This window comes from Leclercia adecarboxylata (genome assembly GCF_035787115.1).
Lineage (GTDB): Bacteria > Pseudomonadota > Gammaproteobacteria > Enterobacterales > Enterobacteriaceae > Enterobacter > Enterobacter adecarboxylatus_E.
In genome coordinates, this window is sequence record NZ_JALKTL010000005.1 from 203,282 (window position 1) to 225,851 (window position 22,570).

Here is a 22,570-nt window from a genome sequence, read left to right on the forward strand (position 1 = left end):
GTCATTGTTCAGAAACGGGTGGAGAAACGATAACCCGTGCCGCGGACGGTCTGTACCATGCGATCGTGACCGCTGGTTTCCAGTGCCTTACGCAAACGACGGATATGAACATCCACCGTCCGGTCTTCAACATAAACGTTAGTGCCCCACACATTGTTGAGCAGCTGCTCGCGGCTATAGACGCGTTCCGGGTGGGTCATGAAAAAGTGCAGCAGCTTGAATTCCGTTGGTCCCATATCGAGGGGATTTTCACCGGTCATCACGCGATGCGAGGTAGGGTCCAGACTCAGCCCCTGCATTTCGATCACCTCTTCTACCGCCATCGGTGAAATACGGCGCATCACGGCTTTAATGCGCGCCACCAGCTCTTTCGGGGAAAAGGGTTTGGTAATGTAGTCATCCGCGCCGGTCTCAAGGCCACGAACGCGATCTTCCTCTTCGCCGCGGGCCGTCAACATCATCACCGGGATATCGCGGGTTAACGCTTCACGTTTGATATGTTTGATGAATTGCAGACCAGAGCCGCCAGGCAACATCCAGTCGAGCAGGATCAGATCGGGCCAGGGTTCGTTGAGCTGATTCACCGCGCTGTCGTAATCTTCGGCCTCTATCGGTTGAAAGCCATTTTGCTCGAGCACGAAACAGACCATTTCGCGAATGGGTGCTTCATCTTCTACGACCAGAATACGTCTCGCCATACTTAGCCCTGTCTTATTGAGGTTACATGTTTGTAATACGGCGTCATTATGCGTCAGTTTTATGACAGATTTATGAAAAAAATGCCCGCTAATAAAGGCAAGCTGTTGTTTTAAGGCAGCCACGATTGTAGCGGTTATCTTCCTTATCCTTAAAGTTTATAATCCCGCTAACCTTTTTTTGCCACGGAACTGTTATGCGCATACTTCACACCTCGGACTGGCACCTGGGACAAAATTTTTACAGCAAAAGCCGCGCCGCCGAACATGAAGCGTTCCTCAACTGGTTGCTTGAGATTGCGCAATCACATGACGTCGATGCCATCCTCGTAGCCGGTGATATTTTCGATACCGGCTCGCCCCCCAGCTATGCGCGCGAGCTGTATAACCGTTTCGTGGTTAACCTGCAAAAAACCGGATGTCATCTGGTGATTGTGGCGGGCAATCATGACTCCGTCGCCACCCTGAATGAATCCCGTGAGATTCTTGCTTTTCTCAACACTACCGTGGTCGCCAGCGCCGGCCATGCGCCGCAAATTCTGACCCGACGCGACGGCACGCCCGGGGCGGTACTGTGCCCAATCCCGTTTTTACGTCCACGTGATGTGGTACAAAGCCAGGCGGGCCTCTCCGGTCTGGAGAAACAGCAGCAGCTGCTACAGGCCATCACCCACTATTATGCAGAGCAATATTCCCAGGCCTGCCAGCTTCGCGGCGACAGCGTATTGCCGATTATCGCCACCGGGCACCTCACGACCGTCGGTGCCAGTAAAAGTGACGCCGTACGTGACATTTATATCGGTACGCTGGATGCGTTTCCCGCGCAGCACTTTCCGGCGGCAGACTACATTGCGCTGGGCCACATCCACAGGGCGCAGATGATTGGCGGCTGTGACCATATTCGCTACTGCGGCTCCCCTATTCCCCTCAGCTTTGATGAAACCGGCAAAAGCAAATGCGTGCATCTGGTGAGCTTTGACCAGGGCAAGCTCAGCGCCGTCGAATCACTTGAGGTGCCCATTACCCAGCCGCTGGCGGTGCTGAAGGGCGATCTGGCGGCCATTACCGCCCAGCTTGAGCAGTGGCGCGGCGTGGAGCAGACGCCTCCCGTCTGGCTGGATATCGAACTTACCACCGATGAGTATCTGCACGATATGCAGCGTAAGATCCAGCACCTGACGGAAGATCTGCCGGTAGAGGTGCTACTGGTGCGGCGCAGTCGCGAGCAGCGCGAGAGGCGCCTTGCCGGTAGTCTGCGGGAGACCCTCAGCGAGTTGCGGGTGGAGGAGGTCTTTGAGCGCCGTCTGGCGCAGGAAACCCTTGATGACGCACAGCGAACCCGGCTCAACGAACTGTTCAGCCACACGCTACACGCCCTCAGCAATGAGGAGGATGAGGCATGAAAATTCTTAGCCTGCGCCTGAAAAACCTCAACTCGCTCAAGGGCGAATGGAAAATCGACTTTACCGCCGAACCCTTCCTGAGCAATGGCCTGTTTGCCATAACCGGCCCCACCGGCGCCGGTAAAACGACCCTGCTGGATGCTATCTGTCTGGCGCTCTATCACGAGACGCCGCGCCTGAACACGGTTTCGCAATCGCAAAACGATCTGATGACCCGCGACACGGCCGAATGCCTCGCCGAGGTAGAGTTTGAAGTTAAAGGGGTGGCTTACCGGGCATTCTGGAGTCAGAACCGGGCACGCAACCAGCCGGACGGCAACTTGCAGGTGCCGCGCGTGGAGCTGGCCCAGTGCCAGGACGGCAAGATCCTCGCCGATAAAGTGAAGGACAAGCTGGAACTGGTGGCCTCTCTTACCGGGCTGGACTATGACCGTTTTACCCGCTCGATGCTGTTATCCCAGGGACAGTTTGCCGCCTTCCTGAATGCCAAACCGAAAGAGCGTGCCGAGCTGCTGGAGGAGCTGACCGGCACGGAAATCTACGGCCAGATTTCCGCCATGGTGTTTGAGAAACATAAAGCGGCTCGCAGCGAGCTGGAGAGGCGTGAAGCCCAGGCTGCCGGGGTAGTGTTACTCAGCGAAGAGCAGCAACAGCAGCTTCAGCAAGGTTTGCAGGTACTTACTGACGAAGAAGCGCAACTGCTGGCTCAACAGCAGGCGCAGCAGAAAGATTTTCAATGGCTTACACGTCACGATGAGCTGGTGCGCGAACAACAGCGGGCAATGGTTGCCCGGCAACAGGCGCAGCAGGCCCTGGCGGACGCCACGCCCGAGCTGGAAAAACTGCATCTGGCGCAGCCCGCGGCCCAGCTGCGTCCGCAGTGGGAGCGCCAGCAGGAGCAGCTCGCCCGTCTGGCGCAAACGGAACAGCAGATACAAGATGTGAACACTCGCTTACAGTCCAGCTCGGCGTTGCGTTCGCGTATCCGCAACGGGGCCCAGCGCGCGCACGATGGACTGCAAACCGAACTGACCGCGCTGACCCGGTGGCTCACCGAGCACGACCGTTTCCGCCAGTGGAGCCAGGAGATCGCGGGCTGGCGGGCGCATTTCACCCAGCTTCATCGCGATAAAACACAGATCGCGACCCTGACCCGTCGTATCGCGGAATTACGCCAGAAGCTGGCGGCATTACCGGAAAGCGCGCTGACGCTCACGGCGGAACAGACCGCCGCCGAAATGGCGCTGCAGACCCAGTCCCGTGCGGCACGCCAGCGTATGACTACCCTGCATGCCCGCTATCAACCTCTGCTGCAGCGATTGCGGCAGAATGGCGAAAGCGTGCAAAAGGCCCAGGCTGAGCTGGTAACGCTGAACGAAACCCTGACGTTGCGCCGTCACCAGTACAAAGAGAAAAACCAGCACTATCTCGATCTTAAAACCCTGTGTGAGCAGGAAGAGAAGATCAAAAAGCTGGAGAGCTATCGGGCGGAACTGGAGGCCGGAAAACCCTGCCTGCTCTGCGGCGCCACTGAACACCCGGCGATCGCCCAATACCAGGCCCTGGCGCTCACCGTGAACCAGCGCCGCCGGGATGCGATGGAGAAAGAGGTCGCCGGGCTTAAAGAGGAAGGGCTGCTGGTGCTTGGGCAGGTGAATGCGCTAAACAGTCAGCTTCAGCGAGAAACAAGCGAGGCGCAGAAGCTGGCTCATGAAGAGCAAGCGCTCACTAAAGAGTGGGACGCGGCATGTGCTTCCCTCTCTGTCCAGCTAAATATTGAGGACGATATCGCTCCGTGGCTGGCTAAACAGGAGCAGTACGAGCAGCAGCTTTATCAGCTGAGCCAGCGACTGACGCTGCAAAGCCAGCTGGGCGAAGAGGAAGCGCAGGAACAGCTCTACCAGCAGCAGTTGCTGACCACGCGCACCACCATGGAACAGGCGCTTCAGGCGCTGTCGCTGGCGGCGCCGGAGGACGGGACGGAGTCGACCTGGCTTGCCGAACGGGAAAAAGAGTCAATGGGCTGGCAGGAGCGGCAGTCTCAGCATAGCGCTCTACGGGAGCGCATAACCGCCCTGACGCCGCTGCTGGATACCCTTCCGGCAACGGGATCCACGCAAGAGGAGAGCGTGATTCCGGATAACTGGCGCGAGATCCACACCGAGTGCGTATCCCTGCAAAGCCAGCTCGCCACGCTCCAGCAGCAGTACACACTGGAAAGCGAACGCTTGCAGCAGTCCAGGGAACAGTTTGCCGCCGCACTGGCCGCCAGTGTATTCAGCGATCGGGAGGCGTTTCTGGCGGCCCTGCTGGATGCCGATACGGTTCGCCGTCTGGAGCAGCTGAAACAGACGCTCGAGAATCAGATCCAACAGAGCACGGCCCTGCTCCAGCAGGCCGGTCAACGGCTGAACGTGCACCTGGAACAACGCCCGGCAGGACTGACGGCCGAAGCCGGGGTGTTGCAGGAGCAGCTCCAGCAGCTCGCGCTGAAGCTACGGGAAAACACCACCCGCCAGGGTGAGATCCGCCAGCAGCTCAAGCAGGACAGCGATAACCGTCAGCACCAGCAGGCGCTGATGCTGCAAATTGAAGAGGCGGCCCGCCAGGCGGATGACTGGGGCTATCTCAACGCGCTGATTGGCTCAAAAGAGGGGGATCGCTTCCGTAAGTTTGCCCAGGGCTTAACCCTCGATAACCTGGTATGGCTCGCCAACCAGCAGCTGACCCGCCTGCATGGCCGCTACCTGCTGCAACGCAAAGCCAGCGATGCGCTGGAGCTGGAAGTGATGGATACCTGGCAGGCGGATGCCGTTCGCGATACCCGCACCCTCTCCGGCGGTGAAAGTTTCCTGGTAAGTCTCGCGCTGGCGCTGGCGCTCTCCGATCTGGTGAGCCATAAAACGCAAATTGACTCGCTGTTCCTTGATGAAGGCTTCGGCACGCTGGACAGCGAAACGCTGGATACCGCGCTGGACGCGCTGGATGCGCTTAACGCCAGCGGCAAAACCATCGGAGTGATAAGCCACGTCGAGGCGATGAAAGAGCGCATCCCGGTACAAATCAAAGTGAAGAAGATTAACGGGCTGGGGTACAGCAGGCTGGATAAGGTGTTTGCGGTAGAGTAATTGTTTGATGGTGCGGTCTGATGCCCCTCACCCTAACCCTCTCCCCACAGGGGAGAGGGAACTTGAACACCCTCTCCCCTGTGGGGAGAGGGCCGGGGTGAGGGGGAACAAGCCGCACCGCGAGTTACATCAGTGTGGCCACAGCCAGGCCGCGCCGCGCACGCCGCTGGAGTCACCGTGTACCGCTTTACGGATCGGGGTTTCGCATTCGCCACCAAACACCCACTGCTTCACCAGCTGAGGCACGGTGGTATAGAGACGGTCGACGTTGCTCATGCCGCCTCCCAGCACGATCACATCCGGATCGAGAATGTTCACCACGTGCGCCAGTGATTTTGCCAGCCGCATCTCGTAGCGCCTGAGCGCCAGCTCCGCAACGGCGTTCTGCTCTTCCACCAGCCGCATAATCTCATTGCCTTTTAGCGGATGCCCGCTCAGCCGCCGGTAGTCGGTGGCGAAGCCGGTGCCTGAGATAAAGGTCTCAATACAGCCCTGTTTGCCGCAGTAGCACGGCACTTCGGCGCGGTATTTCAGTTCGTCTTCATCCATCCACGGCAGCGGGTTGTGCCCCCATTCACCTGCCGTGCCGTTGCCGCCGATATGGGCCCGACCGCCTAAGGCCACGCCTGCGCCGCAACCGGTACCGATAATCACCGCAAAGACGCTCTGGGCGCCCGCCGCGGCGCCATCGATGGCCTCGGACACCGCCAGGCAGTTGGCGTCGTTAGCCAGTCGGACCTCACGGTTCAGGCGCTGGCTTAAATCGCGGTCAAAAGGCTGGCCGTTAAGCCAGGTCGAATTCGCGTTTTTCACCACCCCGGTATAGGGCGAAATGGAACCCGGAATCCCCATACCGACCGTTCCGGTCTGACCGGTGGCCTTTTCGGCCATCTCCACCAGGTTAGCGATGGTTTCAATGGTCTGCCGATAGTCGTCACGCGGGGTGGGCAGGCGATGGCGGAACAGCTGTTCCCCCTGCTCACCCAGGGCAATAACTTCTGTTTTCGTGCCGCCGAGATCAATACCAATTCGCACAGGACGTTCCTCATTTTTTTGATTATCAACAGAGTAGAAGCCCGCTACCCGATTAGCAATGCAAGCGATGCGACAATTCGCTATCATGCCCGCTGAATTAAACGACAAGACCGTGGAAATTATCATGCTGTGGTTCAAAAATTTGATGGTTTACCGTCTCAGCCGCGACATCGACCTGCGCGCAGACGAGATGGAAAAACAGTTAGACCTTTACGCATTTACCCCGTGTGGCAGCCAGGATATGGCCAAAACCGGATGGGTTCCGCCTATGGGATCACAGAGCGATGCGCTGACCCACACCACCAATGGTCAAATCATCATCTGCGCGCGTAAGGAAGAGAAGATCCTGCCAACGCCGGTGGTGAAGCAGGCGCTGGAAGCCAAAATTTTCAAGCTGGAAGCTGAACAGGGCCGTAAGCTGAAAAAAACCGAAAAAGATTCGCTGAAAGATGAAGTGCTGCACTCCCTGCTGCCGCGCGCCTTTAGCCGCTTCAGCCAGACGATGATGTGGATCGACACGGTAAACGGCCTGATTATGGTTGACTGCGCCAGCGCTAAAAAAGCAGAAGATACTCTGGCTCTGCTGCGTAAAAGCCTCGGCTCGCTGCCGGTGGTGCCGCTGACGATGGAAAATCCCATCGAGCTGACCCTCACCGAGTGGGTACGCGGCAACAACGTACCGCAAGGGTTCCAGCTGCTGGACGAAGCCGAACTGAAAGCGATCCTCGAAGACGGCGGCGTGATCCGCGCTAAGAAGCAGGAGCTGGTCAGCGATGAAATCGCCGTGCATATTGAAGCCGGCAAGCTGGTGACTAAGCTCGCCCTCGACTGGCAGCAGCGCATTCAGTTCATGATGTGTGATGATGGCTCGATTAAACGCCTGAAGTTTTCCGATGAGCTGCGCGATCAGAACGATGATATCGACCGGGACGACTACGCCCAGCGTTTTGATGCTGACTTCATTCTGATGACGGGTGAACTGGCGGCATTGATTAAGAGCGTGGTAGAAGGATTAGGCGGCGAAGCACAGCGCTGATGCTGCGATTCTGCCCTCCCGATGTGAGAGGGCGAAAGAACCAGAGCCGGGAGCGTTTAACGTGCCCGGCTATTTTTTACAGATAACGACACAGGTAGGACGAAGGCTCAGCGACCTGCAGATGGAATTCGCTGTGGCCGGGTACGTTGAAAACATCCCCTGGGTTATACACTTTCCACTCGGTTTCACCCGGCAGTAAAACTTTCAGCGAGCCGCTGACCACGGTCATCTCTTCAGGTTGCGCTGTACCGAAGGCATACTCCCCTTCTTCCATTACGCCGACACTGGCGCGGCCAGTAATGCTGCTGGTAAAACCAATGGACTTCACTTTACCGGAAAAGTATTCATTACTCTGAAGCATGGACTGGTCCTTATTGTCGTTGGTTGTCAGTCCAATATAGGGGTGACACTCCTTGCCTGTCACGCAAAATCATCAGACGAGCAATTCCGAGGCCAGCCGGGCCACCAGCACATTTGACAGCAGTACCGGCACATCCAGGCTTTTTTGCAGTAAATCGCGATGATGTTGATGGAAACCGAGACAATCGAGCATCAGAACATCCGCACCACGATCCAGCAGATCGCGCCCGGCGTCGATCAGTTTTGCTTCGCTGTCCCAGAAGGGGTTGGCCACGGCGAGCAGCGGCGTGTTAACCAGTCCCTGCCACTTCTGCGACTGGGTCTCCAGCAGCTCAGGGATCGGCACGATCACCCCCACCTGATGGCCGTCAACAATCGATCCGACCAGCGGCGGAATGATCCGCATCGGCTCCAGCAGGATCGCATTGCTGGCAATAAGGCCGGTAATGGGCGCAGTACTCATTAGCAGGATCACCTCATAGTCCTGGTTATCGAGCACTTCGACCATGCTTTGCAACGCGCGCTCGATCTTACGGAGCGAGACGTTCGCCAAATCGCCGTCGCTTAATAACGTTGGCAGGAGGATATCGCCCGGTTCAGGGGCGTAGTCTTCCATGACCTCTTCCCGGCTCAGCGTACCGAGCAGACTATGATGCGTAATCTGTTGTACAGAAATGTGCTCCGTTAAGAGCGGTAGTACTTCGCTTACCGGGACTACCCCAATCGTGAGGATCGCCAATGTCGCCTTCATCGTTCTCGCCTTTCTTTACAACCACTACCGTGACCGTGACACAGATGCAGGCTCACTTCGCTGCACAGTTCGCTGTTCAGGAAAAAGTGCTGAAAAGCGTAGCAGCAGATTGAGGTCGCGGAGTGTAAAGATCCACGTGCCTGACACAATGTGTCTGTAAACCCTGAACTTTACCCTCCGGTTAACGTTAACGCTTTTTAAAAAGTGTGATTACCGTACGGTTCTGGTCGCTTTCAGATTTGATTCAGGCTTTATCGGGATCTTCGTAACGCACTTTTGCATCCTGCGCTTCCTGCTCCGTTTCATGCTCGCTGATCAGCGAGTCGGGCTTCGGATGGTCGGCACGCAGTTGATACCAGGTAATGGTCTGGCCCGTTGCACCTTTCTCAACGGCAACAATACGGGCTTCACGCGGATAGGGAGGTCTGGTTGGCATAGTTCATCCTTTTTTTGGTTGGCTGAACTATCAGTATAGACATCAGTTAGCTGGCGCATGCCAGATGAAGCGCAGCGACGATATTTTGCACCACCAGGGCAGGAGGAAGCGATGCATCCACCACATGATGGGCCGCTTCGCGATAGAGCGCGTCACGCTCTGCCAGCACAGCGCTCACCTCTTCGCTGATGGGTTTGCCGGTCAGGGTGGGACGCTGCCCCTCTTCCGGGGAGGCTTCGAGGCGCTCAACCAGCACAGGTACGGGGGCGCAGAGATATATCACCATGCCCTTTTCGTGCATAAACTGGCGATTATAAGCGGACAAAATGATGCCGCCGCCGGTAGCGATAATGCCAGAGCCCCCGGTCACCGCTTCGAGGGTTGCCGTTTCACGAGCGCGGAAACTCTCCCATCCTTCCTGCTCAACAATCTCGGCGATGCTCTGACCGGCATGGGTCTGTAACCAGTGATCGGTATCGACAAATTCGCTCTGGCACAGACGAGCCAGTTCAAGACCGACGGTGGTTTTGCCACAGCCGCGGGGGCCAATTAAAAAAATAGGCTGGGTCATGACCAGGTGTTCCCTTTGATGCCGCGGGCGTGCGGTGCGTGAAGTCGAAAAGAGTGCAATGATACCATTAAACTAGTACATAAGTTAAATGTAAAAATTTTATTACAGTGAGCGTGGTATTAAACTGACATTTCACTCAACCCCAGAAATATCAGGGAAAGTATCTGTAAAGAAATTATTGCACTAACAGGTGCGCTCACCTTACCTGAACCCGCCCACCGTTGACAACCCTGATTGAGCTAATCGTGGCCAAATCATATGTCACAGTGATGATTAACCCTGACGACGCTTCACTTCCAGCAACCATTTGTCCAGCTCGGCGGCAAACAGCTGTCTGTCACGCTGGGATAACCCATCCGGCCCGCCGGTCTGAATGCCGCTGGCACGCATGGTATCCATAAAATCACGCATCGTCAGCTTTTCGCGGATAGTAGCTGGCGAATAGCGTTCGCCGCGCGGATTGAGTGCTGCTGCCCCTTTCTCCAGCACCTCCGCCGCCAGCGGGATGTCTGCGGTGATCACCAGATCGTCCGCGCTGCACAGGCGTACAATTTCGTTATCGGCCACGTCAAAACCGGCCGGTACGCGCAGGGCACGTATAAACCGGGACGGCGGCACGCGCAGGTTCTGATTCGCCACCAGTGTCAGCGGCATCTGCACGCGCTCGGCGGCACGAAACAGGATCTCTTTAATTACATTCGGACACGCATCGGCATCCACCCAAATCGCCATCTTCTCTCTCCGCCATAAAGTGTGGTGCTATTGTCGCCTGCTTTTCGTCCCAGGCAAAGCCGCGGATGGCGCCGACGCTTTAATGCTGCGTAAAAAACCGCGATAGGCTAAAGTTCCACAATCATAACAAAGCCTAAGAGGGAGACGTGATGGAGAAGAAAATCGGTTTTATCGGCTGCGGTAACATGGGCAAAGCCATTCTCGGCGGTCTGATTGCCAGCGGTCAGGTGCAGCCTGGTCAGATTTGGGTCTACACCCCGTCGCCGGACAAGGTCGCTGCCTTGCACGACCAGTACGGGATCAACGCCGCGCAAAGCGCCCAGGAAGTGGCGCAGGTGGCCGATATCGTCTTCGGGGCAGTGAAGCCAAACATGATGATAAAAGTCCTGAGCGACATCACCTCCAGTCTTAATAAAGAGACGCTGGTGGTCTCGATTGCAGCGGGCATCACTCTCGATCAGCTGGCGCGCGCGCTGGGCCACGACCGTAAAATTGTCCGCGCTATGCCTAACACGCCGTCGCTGGTAAAAGCGGGCATGACCTCCATCACCCCTAACGCGCTGGTGACCCCTGAAGAAGTTGCCGATGTCGTCAATATTTTCCGCTGCTTCGGGGAAGCTGAAGTGATTGCCGAGGCGATGATCCATCCGGTTGTGGGCGTCAGCGGTTCGGCGCCAGCCTACGTGTTTATGTTTATCGAAGCGATGGCCGATGCGGCGGTGCTGGGCGGGATGCCGCGCGCGCAGGCCTATAAATTTGCGGCGCAGGCGGTAATGGGCTCAGCCAAAATGGTGCTGGAAACCGGCAAACATCCGGGCGAGCTCAAAGATATGGTCTGTTCACCAGGCGGCACCACCATTGAAGCGGTGCGGGTGCTGGAAGAGCGCGGATTCAGGGCAGCAGTCATTGAAGCCATGAATAAGTGCATGGAAAAGTCAGAGTTGCTGAGCAAGTCCTGACCGACAGCCGGGCGTCATGCGGCCACTTCGGTGCGGTTACGTCCGGCATTCTTCGCTTTATAGAGCGCGATATCCGCCGCTTTCAGCCATTCCTGATAATGCACGATTGAGGTCGTAAGCGGCGCCACACCCACACTGATGCACACCTTTACCTGCGGTGCCCCCGGCAGGCGCAATTCCGCCAGCCGTTCATGGACCCGTGACATCGCCGCAATGGCGTTTTCCGCTGGCGTACCGCTCATAATTACCGCGAACTCATCGCCGCCAAAGCGGCCAATCAGATCGCTGGCGCGTAGCGTCAGCTGCAGCTGGCGGGTAACGGCAATAATGGCCTGATCGCCAATATCATGGCCCCAGGTGTCGTTAATTCCTTTGAAGTGATCGATGTCGATCAGCAGGATCGTGGCGCTACGGTGATAGCGACGACAGTTTTCAAACTCTGTACGCAGCAGCACTTCCCAGTGACGACGGTTAAACACCCCCGTCATCCCGTCAAGCGTGCTCATTAGCTCAAGCCGACGCTTGTGTTCCACCAGACGGCTGGTTGTACGATAGCTCACCCAGGCAAAGAGCATGGGGTAACCGACAATGCCCGGCAGCGAAAGCCAGACCTCAAGCGGGGTGCTGACGAAGCCTGTCGGGACGTGCATCAGTTGCAGGGTAACCAGCGCCGCCAGCGCGCTCATGATCGCCCCTGTGGTATACAGTCGGATCCCTCCCACCCCCATCAGGTTCATGCTCATCATCATGACCAGCGCCGCGGTGGGCATCGCGTTAACCCCCATCAGCCCGCTCCATACCCCAACCATAATGGCGTCGACTTTAAGGTTAAACATCTCATTTTGCAGGGGATCGGCGGCGCGCACCGCTAATTGCCAGGCCAGATGCGGCCAGACAAAGGCCCAGCCGACCAGCAGTAGCCACCAGACACCGTTAACCGGTTGCGCGACCAGCACGCTGGCAATCGGGAAAAACAGCATAGCCAGACCTGCCGCTCGCGGTAACCGTAACCGGTGGGCAAGGCGGATACCCGAACGATGATACTCCTCCTCCGAATTCGCCTGCTTTACGCCTTCCCGGGCATAGTCTTTGCTGTAAAAGTCTTCATCATTCATGGTCATTGGGAACACTCAAAAGCATTTTCCCAAATTATAGAAAGGCTTATCAGGCGCTAAGTATGATATTTCGGGTGAGCCAACCGGGGCGCTCACCCTTTTGAACTAGCCCGTTTTCTTCAGACAGCCGCTCATAAACTTATTCCGGTCGTCGCCTTTGAGCGATTGTTGGGTCGCCTGGGAATTACATTCACGCATCCTTTGTTGTTGCGGCGTCAGGCTTTTTTCGTTGGGTTTAGAGGAGGCGTTTTTCAGGCAATCGCTCATGTAGGTCTTACGGGAGTCGCCCTTCAGGGCCTGAGCAGTAGCCTGTTGGTTACAGGTCGTCATACGTTGCTGCTGCGGTGTGAGCGATTTATCTTGCGCCCCTGCCGGAGCAAGCGAGAACAGGCCAAGGAGCAGCGTAGCCAGCAGTGTGATTTTCATAGCACTTTCCTTCTGTGAATGATCTCCTTAAGTCTGGTTCGTACTGATAAAAAAACCACCCGACGGGATTGTTTTCCTGTCGGGTGATAAGGTTATTTCAGCCCTAATGCGGCTTTCATGGTGTAGAACAGATCGGTTTGATCGGTCAGACCGACCACATTGGCAGCATGCGGGCCATAGGCCGCGATCCGCAGCTGGCTGCCGGTATGCTCCATCGACTCCTCTTCCGAGTTACCGTAGCTCATCGCCATCACCGCACCGTCTTTGGTGGTCAGCGCCTGCGTTAGCCCAGGGGCTTTGGTGTCAGGCGCGACGATCTGGCTGGAGTGGGCATGATCTGCGGTCACAATCACCAGCGTGTTGCCGTCTTTTTTCGCAAACTCCAGCGCTTTCTGCACGGCTTCATCCAGATCGACGGTTTCGCCAATCTGTCCGCACGGATTGGCGGCATGATCCTGTTTATCGATAGAGGCACCCTCAACCTGCAGGAAAAACCCTTTTTCGTTTTTGCTCAACAGAGAGATCGCTTTATCGGTCATCGCCGCCAGGGTAGGCACGCTCTCATTGCGCGCCGGGTTTAGCGTACAGGTGACGGGTGGCTTATCGAGGTTGCCATGATAGCTGGCTTTCGGCCCTTGCCAGCGCACCGGCATATTGCCCTCAGCAAACAGGCCCAGCAAAGGTTTATCCTGACCGGCGTCGGTAATAGCGGCCAGTGACGCGGCGTCGCTTACCAGCTGGTAGCCACGCGTCTCGGCCTGCTCGCGCAGGGTTTTGCCCTGCCATTCGCCTGCGGTCGCCGTTTCAGCGAAGGTTTTCGCGCCGCCGCCGAGGGTGACGTCGGCGCGGGCGTTCAGCAGCTGTTCGGTAATGGAGCCTTTGCCGCCTTTTTCCAGCGCGTTGCTGGCGCACTTCTCGCGGGTAACGGTGGGGCCATAGCATTTACGCGAGGTGACATGGGCTACCAGCGCCGCCGGAGTGGCGTCCTGCAGCTCTGCCGTCGACACATTGCCGGTCGCCAGACCCGCCGCTTTCGCCATCTCAAGGATGGTCTGATGATCCTGTTCGCGGATATCTACACCCAGCGCACCATTGTAGGTTTTCACGCCGGTGGACCACGCCGTGGCAGAGGCCGCAGAGTCGGTCACGTAGTCGGGCTTACCGCTCTTTTTATCCAGCGCATAATGGGTATATTGTCCGGTCAGCGGCAGAGCGTCGATACCTTTAAAAAAGCCGCCCGCGCCTTCGGCATAATTTCGCGCGGCGGTTATTTCGGAGTCACCCATTCCGTCGCCAATAAGCAGAATAATATTTTTGGCCGGTTTGTCATTTAACGATGCGCGTATTGCGGCGGTCTGATCTTCCGTCAGGCGGCGAGCTCCGCCAGGCTGGGTGATATCCCCCTGGGCAGCACGATTATCCAGTACCGCAGTTGAGGCGACATTTTCGGCATAAATCGTGGGGGTAAACAGGACAGGAAGTAATGCAATATAAAGTGCGCTCTGTTTCACTTATTTTCTCCATGTAGAAATACATAAAAAAATAAAACAGAGCGACTATAGGCAACCGATGTGACGGTTCTATGACAAAAACTTATGTCAGATAACCGGTCAGCTGCGCGGGTGCCGCAACAGCTTTTTTACGTATTGCTGCAGCATCTCGCTGTCCTGGGCCGGAACCTCTGAATCTGGTCGGGCCTCATCCAGCGCGCCTTCCACGCTTTTGATCAGCGCCTGTTGATCGCTTTGCGCCATCTGTCGTAACAGTGCGGTGACCACAATTTCCAGTGCTTCAACCTGAGCCACCAGCTCTTTTGACTCTTCTTCCTTTTCTGCCAGCTTCACTAACAACTCTGCAATGAGATTTTTCACAGCGCTATTTCCTTATCAGTTTTTTTCGACGTTATCATTATGTCTGAGTCTTGCAAAGTGGGTAAAAGTACTATTTTTAAGCAAACCCCACACGCCTCATAAAATAGATTCACTGCGGTCGGGAAAAGATGCGACTTAAATTAAATTTAGTTTTATCCGCGCAGGCTGAATTAAAACGAAGAACCGCCATTTCATAAGAATGATAATGGCGGTCAGGTCTGAATATATTATACAACGAAGTTAAGCGCGCCTTGCGTCCTGCTGGCGGCGCTGGCGCATCGCCCATGCCAGCTGCAGGATATTCACCAGCACCACCACCGCCGTGGCAGCAAATACCCAGCGGAATCCAGCCATCGCCGAGACCGCAGCGCCCATCAATGGGCCGGCGACGTTTCCCAGGTACATAAAAGACTGGTTATACCCGAAGATCCGCCCGGTGACCCGATCGCTGGAATACTTAATCAGCAGCGTTTGCACGGCAGGCAGCATGGCGCCATCGGCAAAGCCGAGCAGAAAGCGCAAAACACCAAGCTGCAATGGGGTGGTGACAAAGGACATGGCGAAAAAGAGCACCACCGCCACGATGAGCGTCGCCATCAGAATGCGGCCCGTCCCGATGCGATCCCCCAGCTTGCCCAGTCTGGGGGCAGACATCAACGCGGAGATTCCCGGCACGGCGGCAATCATCCCGCTAAGGAAGGCGATGTTGTTGCTTTCAGGCGCCATCGACTGAATAAACAGCGCGAGGATCGGCCCTACCGAGCCGTTACAGAGCTGGATAACCATGGTGGTGATGAACAGGCTGATCATTAGCCCTGGATAGGGGAGCGAGGCAAACACCGCCTTGCCGCTCAGCCGCTCCGTCTTGCTGACGGTGGGACGGGCCCCCTCTTTAATCAGAAACAGCGTCACCAGAAAGCTAATCACCAGCAGGACGGCAGTGATCAGGAACACCGCGCGCAGCCCTACGTGGTCGGCCAGAAATCCGCCCATCAGCGGCCCGCCAATCACGCCGCTTATCTGGGCCGTGGAGAGCGTGCTGATGGCCCAGCCGCTGCGCTCACGGGGAACCTGCGATGCCACCAGCGCCATCGCGTTGGGAATATAGCCTGAGGTCAGCCCCATCAGCGCACGCAGCAGGAACAACTGCCAGACGTTGGTAGCAAACGCCTGTAGCAGGATCGCAATCGCCATGCCCAGCGAGGCGCGCAGCAGCATTAGCTTTCGCCCTTTTCGGTCCGCAAGGCTCCCCCACATGGGCGAGACGATGGCCGAAACCAGAAAGGTGACGCTGAAGGTGAGCCCTGACCACATCGACAACGCCTCGTGCGACGAGACGCCAAGCTGAGACACATACAGCGGCAAAAACGGTAAAATCTGACTGATGGCCAGGCCGGTGAAAAAACAACCAAACCAGACCGAAATAAGGTTAACCTTCCAGGATTCCATAGGCGGGCACTGTCTTCATATTACGTAAATTCGTCAACAGATTAGCAAGTCAGGCAGCATCAGAAGTTGTCAGAGATGCGTCCCGGATGACTTCGGTGTTTTATCTTCCCAGTCATCATATTTGTGAAATATGTCACATATTATCGCCTTTTGTCTGGTGATTTATGCTTTTCGGGCAGTAGCCAAACCCCCGCATCCCGAGGTGAAAATGGTTAGCATGAGCCGCATTGTAGTCCGGGCCGAGCGCATTGCCGAAATAGCCGCAGCTGGCGCTCAGTAGCGCACGCAGCCAGGGTTCGGTAGAAGCGTTCTTCCAGCCGCGCAGGACTGAAATCCGCTGACCGTTTTCCAGCGTAAAGCCGCTGATGTCCAGCGCCTCGGCGGTGGCATGCTCGCTGCGCCGGGCGTTGGCGCGGTGGTAAATATTGCGACAGGCAAAACTGCCGAAATGGTCGATTCGCGCAAGGCCGCTCCCCATCAGGCTTTGGGTAAGCGGTCGGGCCTGCTGATCGATGAACAGCGCCGAGCTGAGCGCCAGCGGGCAGCTGGCAAGGAAGCTGCTGCTAAGGCTGACGCGCCCAAAACTTCGCACACGCACCACATCACTCAGCGGACACTCTCCCGTGCTGTCGGCCACCGCCTGGGTGCGGATTATCTGGCGCGCATTGGCCTGCGCTAACAGTACTTCGCAATGTTCAGGCGTCAGGCGACGGAGCTTAAACTGTGTCAGGGTGCCGGGGGGATCGTCGAGGGTGAGCGGCGCAAACGGATTGTAATAAGACGGCAGCCAGCGGTAGACCGCAACGGCCACGGCAATGATAACAAGACAGATAATCAGGCTTTTCCCTTTCACTCACCCTCCTTCGCACTGTGTCAAAACATTATGGCAGAAGGCGGCGAATCCCGCCGGGCATCGTGATATGGTAGGAGTTTTGAGTCAGACTGGATGAGTGTACGTGATGGCGAAGTTGCGGGTAGGTATTGTCTTTGGGGGAAAATCAGCAGAGCACGAAGTGTCGCTGCAATCGGCCAAAAATATCGTTAACGCGATCGATAAAAGCCGCTTTGAGGTCGTGCTGTTGGGTATTGATAAACAGGGTCAGTGGCACGTTAACGACGAGCAGGGCTATCTGCTCAATGCCGACGATCCGGCACACATTGCGCTGAACCCGTCCGAGGTAAGCGTGGCCGCGGTGCCAGGCGTGGCGCAGGGCCAGCTGATCGACGCGGCTACCGGGCAGATGCTTTCACAAATTGACGTTATTTTCCCGATTGTCCACGGCACGCTGGGCGAAGACGGCTCCCTGCAGGGGATGCTGCGGATGGCCAACCTGCCGTTCGTCGGCTCCGATGTGCTCGGTTCCGCCGCCTGTATGGATAAAGACGTCACCAAACGCCTGCTTCGCGATGCCGGTCTGAACGTAGCGCCGTTCGTTACCCTGACCCGCGCCAACCGCGAACAACACACCTTTGCCGATCTCAGCGCCCGCTTTGGCCTGCCGCTGTTCGTCAAACCGGCTAACCAGGGCTCCTCCGTTGGCGTCAGCAAGGTGAACAGCGAGGCGCAGTACAGCGAGGCGGTACGTCTGGCGTTCACCTTCGATCACAAAGTGGTGGTTGAACAGGGTATCAAGGGGCGTGAGATTGAGTGCGCGGTGCTGGGTAACGATTTCCCACAGGCCAGCACCTGCGGCGAAGTGGTGCTGAACAGCGAGTTTTACTCTTACGACACCAAATATATAGACGACAAAGGCGCACAGGTGGTGGTGCCCGCGGCACTGGAAGCTGAAATTAATGACGCAATCCGCGGAATTGCCATCGAGGCGTATCAGGCGCTGGGCTGCCAGGGTATGGCGCGTGTCGATGTCTTCTTAACCGCAGACAACAGCGTAGTGATCAACGAAATCAACACCCTGCCCGGCTTCACCAACATCAGCATGTACCCGAAACTGTGGCAGGCCAGCGGCCTCAGCTACCCGGATTTAATTACCCGCCTGATCGAACTGGCGCTGGAGCGTCATGCCGCAGACAGCGCCCTTCAGGTATCGGTAACCGCTTAATCCGCGTCGTTCGCCGCCGTCTCTTCCGGGCGACGGCGAATGATAAACCCCGCCAGCCAGAAGCTGACAACCCAGGTTACCAGCCCCACCGCATAGGTTTGCCAGCCCTTCGCTTCGAAGCCCAGCAGCCCCACCACCCCATTCAGAATAAAGATAAGCCCAATAGCAAAGGCGTAGAAATGCCAGTCACGGCGAATTTTGGCAGGCAGTTTCATGGTCGCTCCAGAAGAAAAAATCTATCCTCGCACAGATTTGTCTTCAGGTCTGTGGCGGATGCGGAAAATCTGAAATGCGAGTGAATTTCATTTAAGTAAAAAATCTGTGATGCGCGGCAGAAATCGATAAACCAGGAGAATTCCCCAGGCCAAATTACCATCATTCCGATATTGACAATGGCTCTGAGCTGTCAAACTTGACGTGTACAACAGGCACATAGCCAGTCAGAACACTCCGGAGGTATTTATGGCAGATTTCACAATGTCAAAGCCCATCTTCAACACCAGGCAACCAAAGACCTCCACGGCAGGAAATATTGCTTACGCGCTGTTTGTGCTGTTCTGCTTCTGGGCTGGCTCACAGCTACTTAACATCCTCGTGCATGCCCCCGGCGTCTATGAACACCTGATGCAGGTTGAGGACAGCGTCCGCCCGCGGGTTGAGATTGGGCTGGGCGTCGGCACCGTCTTCGGGTTGATCCCGTTCCTGGTGGGGCTGGTCGTACTGGGCGCCGTTGCCCTTGTCGTGCGCTGGCGCCGTTACCGCTAGTTGAGCGCCATACACTTCGCCCGGCGATCGTCAACGCGCTGGGCAAACCAGGCTGTGGTCAGATTACGGGTGATTTTCGGACTCTCAAGCTGGATCCCGGGCAGCATCGCTCTTGGCAGTGCCTTTCCGCTCTTCTGCTCCGCCAGTTTATACACCTGCTGATAAAGCTCGGTTTTCTCAAACGCGAAGCTGTCGCCTTTTGCCAGCTGCTGGCGAATCTCACTGTCGCTCATCTCCAGCTTGCCTGACAGCTTACGCACCGCCAGCTCCGTCTTCCCTGCCTCGCTGCTGCCATAGGCAATCAGATCGCCATCCAGCGCCAGCTTCACGCCGCTGGCGCGGCTGACGGCATTCTGGAAGGCTGCATTGCGGCTGGCATACCAGCCGGCGTTAAAGTCAGCAAAGCGGTAGAGCGGCACCTCGTAGCTGGCGGGATAGTTCAGCAGATGGTAAGTACCAAACCAGAGACCGCCGCGCAGGGAGAAGACCTCCTGGCGAACCCTGTTCTCGATTTTCCACGGATAGCCGTCGGTATGCTTTTCGGCAAAGGCGATACTCACCTGCATTGGCCCGCCGGTATGCACCGGATTAAGGGAGCCAAACAGGGTCTGCCCCATCGGCACCATATTGATAAAATCATCAAAAATGGCGCTCAGCTGCTTCTCGGTTTTCACCGCATCCAGCCGCTCGCTGTAGCTCTTGCCGTTTGGCGAGGTGATTTTCAGCGCCGTGTGGACGAGAAATACCGGGATATGCATTTTTTCGGCGCGGCGATCGATCTCTTTCCAGGCGATTTTATTTAACCCCGGCACCGCCGGGTCGGACTGATACAGCGACTCCTGCTGTGCCACCGCCAGTACCGAACAGATGTTCTCCTCGGTAGGAGCGATCTTCTGGCTCTCAAAGGTTTTAGCCAGCGCCGAGGCCCAGTGGTCCCGGTCTTTTACCGTGGCGGGCATTTTTTGCCGCACCACGCTTGCCACATCGACGGGTTTTTCACCCTTTTTCAACGGCGCCGCCCCTTGCTCAGCACACCCGGCCAGCACCAGGGCGGCAAGCAGCGAAAAGGGTAACGCGCGCGGTACGGTAAAAGACATAACTGCTCCCTGTATTAACTCAACGTATGGGTAACTTCCTGAAGATCCTGGCCGTCCAGCTCACGTTCGAAACTGCGTAAACGTTTATAGATGGACATCAGCTCCACCAGCGTGGTCCATGAACTGATCAGATACTGGAACGATCCGCGTACCTGACCGAACACGTTAGTAATTTGCGTCATCAGACCCAGGGTAACCGTACCGGCCACAATCGACGGAAACAGCAGGAACAAGCCGAAAACGTTATCCACCTGCAGGTAAAGAATGCGGGCAATATTAAAATACATGTAATGGAAATAGAGGCGGAAATAGTTCCGGCGCACCGCGCCAAACAGCTCACGCACCGTCGGCGGCGAGGCGCGGCTGGCATCGTCTTCGCCATAGACCAGCTCTTTACGGTAGGCCGCTTCGACGCGCTGGTTTTTGAACTCCAGCCCCGGCAGTTTGATCCCCACCACTGCCAGTAAGCCGGTGCCCATCAGCGACCAGACAATCGCAGCGATCACCAGGCCATACGGCAGATGGCCCACAATCGGCAGATCCGGCACGTGCGCAGAGAGCGTCACCAGTACCGGCAGAAAAGCAATCAGGGTCATGATCGCATTGATAAAGCTGACCCCCATATCCTCAAGGGTGGAGGCGAAGCGCATGGTGTCTTCCTGCACACGCTGAGCGGCACCTTCGATATGGCGCAACTGCTGCCAGTGGGCCATATAGTGTTCGTTCATCGCGGTACGCCAGCGGAAGACGTAGTGACTGACAAAGAAATTATTCATCACGCCAATAACAACGGCGATCAGCGCGATGCCAAGGAACACGCCAACTTCGTGATAAAACTGATTGATTGAGACTTTGTGCGGCGCGCTGAGGGCGGTCTGGATCAGGTCATAGAACGGGGCATACCAGGCGTTGACCGCCACCCCAACCTCCACCAGAAACCAGGTAACAAAGATAATCAGCGCGGTGCCGAGAATAGACCAGTACTGCCAGCGGTGCGGTGAGTAGGTAAACCAGAACAGGGCAAACGCCCCGACGCAGAACGCGTAATAAGCGTAAAACAGCAGATAGCTGCGTGACCAGAAACGCGCCGCGCTGATTGGGACATCGCCCGTGGCGCCAACCATACGCTCAAACCAGGCTCCACCACCCGCCTGCCAGAAAATGACCGCGATCAGAGCCCAAATAAAGGCCGAGAGAAAAAAGGGTCCCGGTTTTGGGAAAAACGACTTAAACATAACGCTTCCTTCTTGTAGTTATCGCTACTGCTGTGGACGACGGATTATCAGACCTGTCGGCCCTGTTTTAGTTCGCCGTCAACCGCCACCCGAGCGGAAAAGTCAATGAACCTGACTGGTATCATAAGCGCAATGTCACAAAACATGAGATCGGTAATAACGAAAATGTTTGTATTTACCCACGGTTACGTTTTTCACGCTATCGTTATGCTGTTCAGGCCTTTGCAATATGCCGTTTAGTAGTATAAATACGCATACTTTTTCATTCACTTCATGGATACTTTCGTTGAAACGTTGTCTGTTACTCTCCGCCGCGCTGTATGCGGCCAGCCTCACCAGCGTGCAGGCTGCCGAGCCGATCGCCGATCCGGCTTTTGCCTCCGATGTGGTTGATCGCTACGCGAATCTCATTTTTTACGGAAGTGGCGCAACGGGGATGGCTCTGGTGGCGATTGACGGCAACCAGCGCGTGTTCCGCAGCTTCGGTGAAACGCGCCCGGGCAATAATGTCCACCCGCAGCTCGATTCGGTGGTGCGCATTGCCTCCCTGACCAAGTTAATGACCAGTGAGATGCTGGTAAAACTGCTCGATCAGGGCGTGGTCAAGCTCAACGATCCGTTAAGTAAATATGCTCCGCCGGGTGCGCGCGTGCCGACGTATCAGGGCGCGCCGATTACGCTCGTCAACCTGGCCACCCATACCAGCGCTCTGCCGCGAGAGCAGCCGGGCGGCGCCGCACATCGTCCGGTCTTCATCTGGCCAACCCGCGATCAGCGCTGGAACTGGCTGTCGACGGCAACCCTGAAATCCTCCCCGGGCTCGCAGGCCGCCTACTCGAACCTGGCGTTCGATCTGCTGGCCGATGCGCTGGGCAACGCGGCGGGTAAACCCTATGCCCGGCTGTTCGAAGAGCAAATTACCCGTCCGCTGGGGATGAAAGACACTACCTTTACCCCCTCCCCCGATCAGTGCAAGCGCCTGATGGTGGCGGAAAAAGGGGCAAGTCCATGTAACAACACCCTGGCAGCGGTGGGCAGCGGCGGCGTTTACTCCACCCCGGGCGACATGATGCGCTGGATGCAGCAGTTCCTCTCCTCGGATTTCTATGCCCGTAGCAATCAGGCCGACAGAATGCAGACCCTGATCTATCAACGCAGCCAGTTAACCCGGGTGATCGGTATGGATGTGCCAGGTCGGGCGGACGCACTGGGCCTTGGCTGGGTCTATATGGCGCCTAAAAATGGGCGGCCCGGGATTATCCAGAAAACCGGCGGTGGCGGCGGATTCATCACCTATATGGCGATGATCCCACAATCGAACGTGGGGGTGTTTGTGGTGGTGACGCGCTCGCCGCTCACGCGTTTCGTCAACATGAGCGACGGCGTCAACCAGCTGGTGGTTGAACTGAGCGAGAATAAACCACGGGTCATTCCGGCGTCCTGACG

General features: G+C 56.7%; 24 protein-coding genes. 8 read left to right on the forward strand and 16 right to left on the reverse strand.

Annotated features, from left to right (window positions below; translation table 11 throughout):
- Positions 1–8: 8 nt before the first annotated feature.
- Positions 9–698, reverse strand: a complete 690-nt coding sequence (phoB, locus tag MXM41_RS16765) for a phosphate response regulator transcription factor PhoB (protein ID WP_039031479.1) — start codon at positions 696–698, stop codon at positions 9–11.
- A gap of 194 nt (positions 699–892) precedes the next feature.
- Here phoB and sbcD point away from each other — a divergent pair, with 194 nt between their 5' ends.
- Together sbcD and sbcC are read left to right on the forward strand one after the other, a co-directional pair.
- Positions 893–2,098 (forward strand): exonuclease subunit SbcD, encoded by a 1,206-nt coding sequence (gene sbcD, locus MXM41_RS16770; RefSeq protein ID WP_325933187.1) that lies wholly within the window; start codon positions 893–895, stop codon positions 2,096–2,098.
- Positions 2,095–5,226 carry an exonuclease subunit SbcC gene (gene sbcC, locus MXM41_RS16775; RefSeq protein ID WP_325933188.1) on the forward strand — a complete coding sequence of 1,044 codons (3,132 nt, stop codon included), beginning with the start codon at positions 2,095–2,097 and terminating at the stop codon, positions 5,224–5,226. Before sbcD ends, sbcC begins: the two co-directional genes overlap by 4 nt.
- A 129-nt stretch (positions 5,227–5,355) precedes the next feature.
- Here the strand turns inward: sbcC and mak are convergent, their stop codons facing one another.
- Positions 5,356–6,261 carry a fructokinase gene (mak, locus tag MXM41_RS16780; RefSeq protein ID WP_325933189.1) on the reverse strand — a complete coding sequence of 302 codons (906 nt, stop codon included), beginning with the start codon at positions 6,259–6,261 and terminating at the stop codon, positions 5,356–5,358.
- 124 nt (positions 6,262–6,385) lie between these two features.
- Between mak and rdgC the strand changes: the two genes are divergently transcribed.
- Complete coding sequence (rdgC, locus tag MXM41_RS16785; protein ID WP_250587948.1) at positions 6,386–7,297, forward strand: recombination-associated protein RdgC; 912 nt, start codon at positions 6,386–6,388, stop codon at positions 7,295–7,297.
- Between the two features lie 76 nt (positions 7,298–7,373).
- Here the strand turns inward: rdgC and ppnP are convergent, their stop codons facing one another.
- Together ppnP and MXM41_RS16795 are read right to left on the reverse strand one after the other, a co-directional pair.
- Positions 7,374–7,658: a pyrimidine/purine nucleoside phosphorylase gene (gene ppnP, locus MXM41_RS16790; protein WP_325933191.1), complete on the reverse strand. Its 285-nt coding sequence runs from the start codon at positions 7,656–7,658 to the stop codon at positions 7,374–7,376.
- A gap of 72 nt (positions 7,659–7,730) precedes the next feature.
- Positions 7,731–8,408, reverse strand: a complete 678-nt coding sequence (locus tag MXM41_RS16795) for an AroM family protein (protein ID WP_325933192.1) — start codon at positions 8,406–8,408, stop codon at positions 7,731–7,733.
- Between MXM41_RS16795 and MXM41_RS16800 the strand changes: the two genes are divergently transcribed.
- Positions 8,396–8,521: a hypothetical protein gene (locus tag MXM41_RS16800; RefSeq protein WP_325933193.1), complete on the forward strand. Its 126-nt coding sequence runs from the start codon at positions 8,396–8,398 to the stop codon at positions 8,519–8,521. The two genes, MXM41_RS16795 and MXM41_RS16800, sit on opposite strands and share 13 nt — an antisense overlap.
- A 131-nt stretch (positions 8,522–8,652) precedes the next feature.
- On the opposite strand, the gene yaiA is transcribed toward MXM41_RS16800, so the two are convergent.
- The 3 genes from yaiA to MXM41_RS16815 form a co-directional block, all read right to left on the reverse strand.
- On the reverse strand, positions 8,653–8,844 hold the full coding sequence (gene yaiA / locus MXM41_RS16805) for a protein YaiA (RefSeq protein ID WP_325933194.1): 192 nt from the start codon (positions 8,842–8,844) through the stop codon (positions 8,653–8,655).
- A gap of 46 nt (positions 8,845–8,890) precedes the next feature.
- Entirely contained in the window at positions 8,891–9,415 is a 525-nt protein-coding gene (aroL, locus tag MXM41_RS16810) for a shikimate kinase AroL (RefSeq protein WP_325933196.1), read from the reverse strand.
- Between the two features lie 273 nt (positions 9,416–9,688).
- A complete protein-coding gene (locus MXM41_RS16815) occupies positions 9,689–10,147 on the reverse strand; it encodes a YaiI/YqxD family protein (protein WP_325933197.1) in 459 nt (152 codons plus the stop codon).
- A gap of 149 nt (positions 10,148–10,296) precedes the next feature.
- Here MXM41_RS16815 and proC point away from each other — a divergent pair, with 149 nt between their 5' ends.
- On the forward strand, positions 10,297–11,106 hold the full coding sequence (proC, locus tag MXM41_RS16820; RefSeq protein WP_325933198.1) for a pyrroline-5-carboxylate reductase: 810 nt from the start codon (positions 10,297–10,299) through the stop codon (positions 11,104–11,106).
- Between the two features lie 14 nt (positions 11,107–11,120).
- On the opposite strand, the gene adrA is transcribed toward proC, so the two are convergent.
- The 6 genes from adrA to MXM41_RS16850 all read right to left on the reverse strand — a co-directional run bounded on the left by adrA (position 11,121) and on the right by MXM41_RS16850 (position 16,820).
- Positions 11,121–12,227, reverse strand: a complete 1,107-nt coding sequence (adrA, locus tag MXM41_RS16825; protein WP_325933199.1) for a diguanylate cyclase AdrA — start codon at positions 12,225–12,227, stop codon at positions 11,121–11,123.
- A 99-nt stretch (positions 12,228–12,326) separates the two neighbouring features.
- Positions 12,327–12,647 (reverse strand): phosphate starvation-inducible protein PsiF, encoded by a 321-nt coding sequence (gene psiF / locus MXM41_RS16830; RefSeq protein WP_325933200.1) that lies wholly within the window; start codon positions 12,645–12,647, stop codon positions 12,327–12,329.
- A 92-nt stretch (positions 12,648–12,739) separates the two neighbouring features.
- Positions 12,740–14,158, reverse strand: a complete 1,419-nt coding sequence (gene phoA / locus MXM41_RS16835; RefSeq protein ID WP_325933201.1) for an alkaline phosphatase — start codon at positions 14,156–14,158, stop codon at positions 12,740–12,742.
- Between the two features lie 99 nt (positions 14,159–14,257).
- Positions 14,258–14,518 carry an anti-adapter protein IraP gene (gene iraP / locus MXM41_RS16840; RefSeq protein WP_325933202.1) on the reverse strand — a complete coding sequence of 87 codons (261 nt, stop codon included), beginning with the start codon at positions 14,516–14,518 and terminating at the stop codon, positions 14,258–14,260.
- Between the two features lie 240 nt (positions 14,519–14,758).
- Positions 14,759–15,967, reverse strand: a complete 1,209-nt coding sequence (locus MXM41_RS16845; RefSeq protein WP_325933203.1) for a multidrug efflux MFS transporter — start codon at positions 15,965–15,967, stop codon at positions 14,759–14,761.
- Positions 15,968–16,100: 133 nt separating this feature from the next.
- Positions 16,101–16,820, reverse strand: a complete 720-nt coding sequence (locus MXM41_RS16850) for an extensin family protein (RefSeq protein WP_325933204.1) — start codon at positions 16,818–16,820, stop codon at positions 16,101–16,103.
- Between the two features lie 106 nt (positions 16,821–16,926).
- Between MXM41_RS16850 and ddlA the strand changes: the two genes are divergently transcribed.
- Entirely contained in the window at positions 16,927–18,027 is a 1,101-nt protein-coding gene (gene ddlA / locus MXM41_RS16855; RefSeq protein ID WP_325933304.1) for a D-alanine--D-alanine ligase, read from the forward strand.
- On the opposite strand, the gene MXM41_RS16860 is transcribed toward ddlA, so the two are convergent.
- Complete coding sequence (locus MXM41_RS16860; protein WP_325933205.1) at positions 18,024–18,242, reverse strand: DUF2754 domain-containing protein; 219 nt, start codon at positions 18,240–18,242, stop codon at positions 18,024–18,026. The two genes, ddlA and MXM41_RS16860, sit on opposite strands and share 4 nt — an antisense overlap.
- Positions 18,243–18,489: 247 nt before the next feature.
- On the opposite strand from MXM41_RS16860, the gene MXM41_RS16865 reads away from it, so the two are divergent.
- Positions 18,490–18,792 (forward strand): DUF2755 family protein, encoded by a 303-nt coding sequence (locus tag MXM41_RS16865; RefSeq protein ID WP_325933206.1) that lies wholly within the window; start codon positions 18,490–18,492, stop codon positions 18,790–18,792.
- On the opposite strand, the gene MXM41_RS16870 is transcribed toward MXM41_RS16865, so the two are convergent.
- Together MXM41_RS16870 and sbmA are read right to left on the reverse strand one after the other, a co-directional pair.
- On the reverse strand, positions 18,789–19,889 hold the full coding sequence (locus MXM41_RS16870) for a DUF1615 domain-containing protein (RefSeq protein ID WP_325933207.1): 1,101 nt from the start codon (positions 19,887–19,889) through the stop codon (positions 18,789–18,791). The two genes, MXM41_RS16865 and MXM41_RS16870, sit on opposite strands and share 4 nt — an antisense overlap.
- 14 nt (positions 19,890–19,903) lie before the next feature.
- Complete coding sequence (gene sbmA, locus MXM41_RS16875; protein ID WP_325933208.1) at positions 19,904–21,124, reverse strand: peptide antibiotic transporter SbmA; 1,221 nt, start codon at positions 21,122–21,124, stop codon at positions 19,904–19,906.
- 286 nt (positions 21,125–21,410) lie between these two features.
- Here sbmA and ampH point away from each other — a divergent pair, with 286 nt between their 5' ends.
- Positions 21,411–22,568, forward strand: a complete 1,158-nt coding sequence (gene ampH, locus MXM41_RS16880) for a D-alanyl-D-alanine-carboxypeptidase/endopeptidase AmpH (RefSeq protein WP_325933209.1) — start codon at positions 21,411–21,413, stop codon at positions 22,566–22,568.
- The last annotated feature ends 2 nt before the right edge of the window (positions 22,569–22,570 follow it).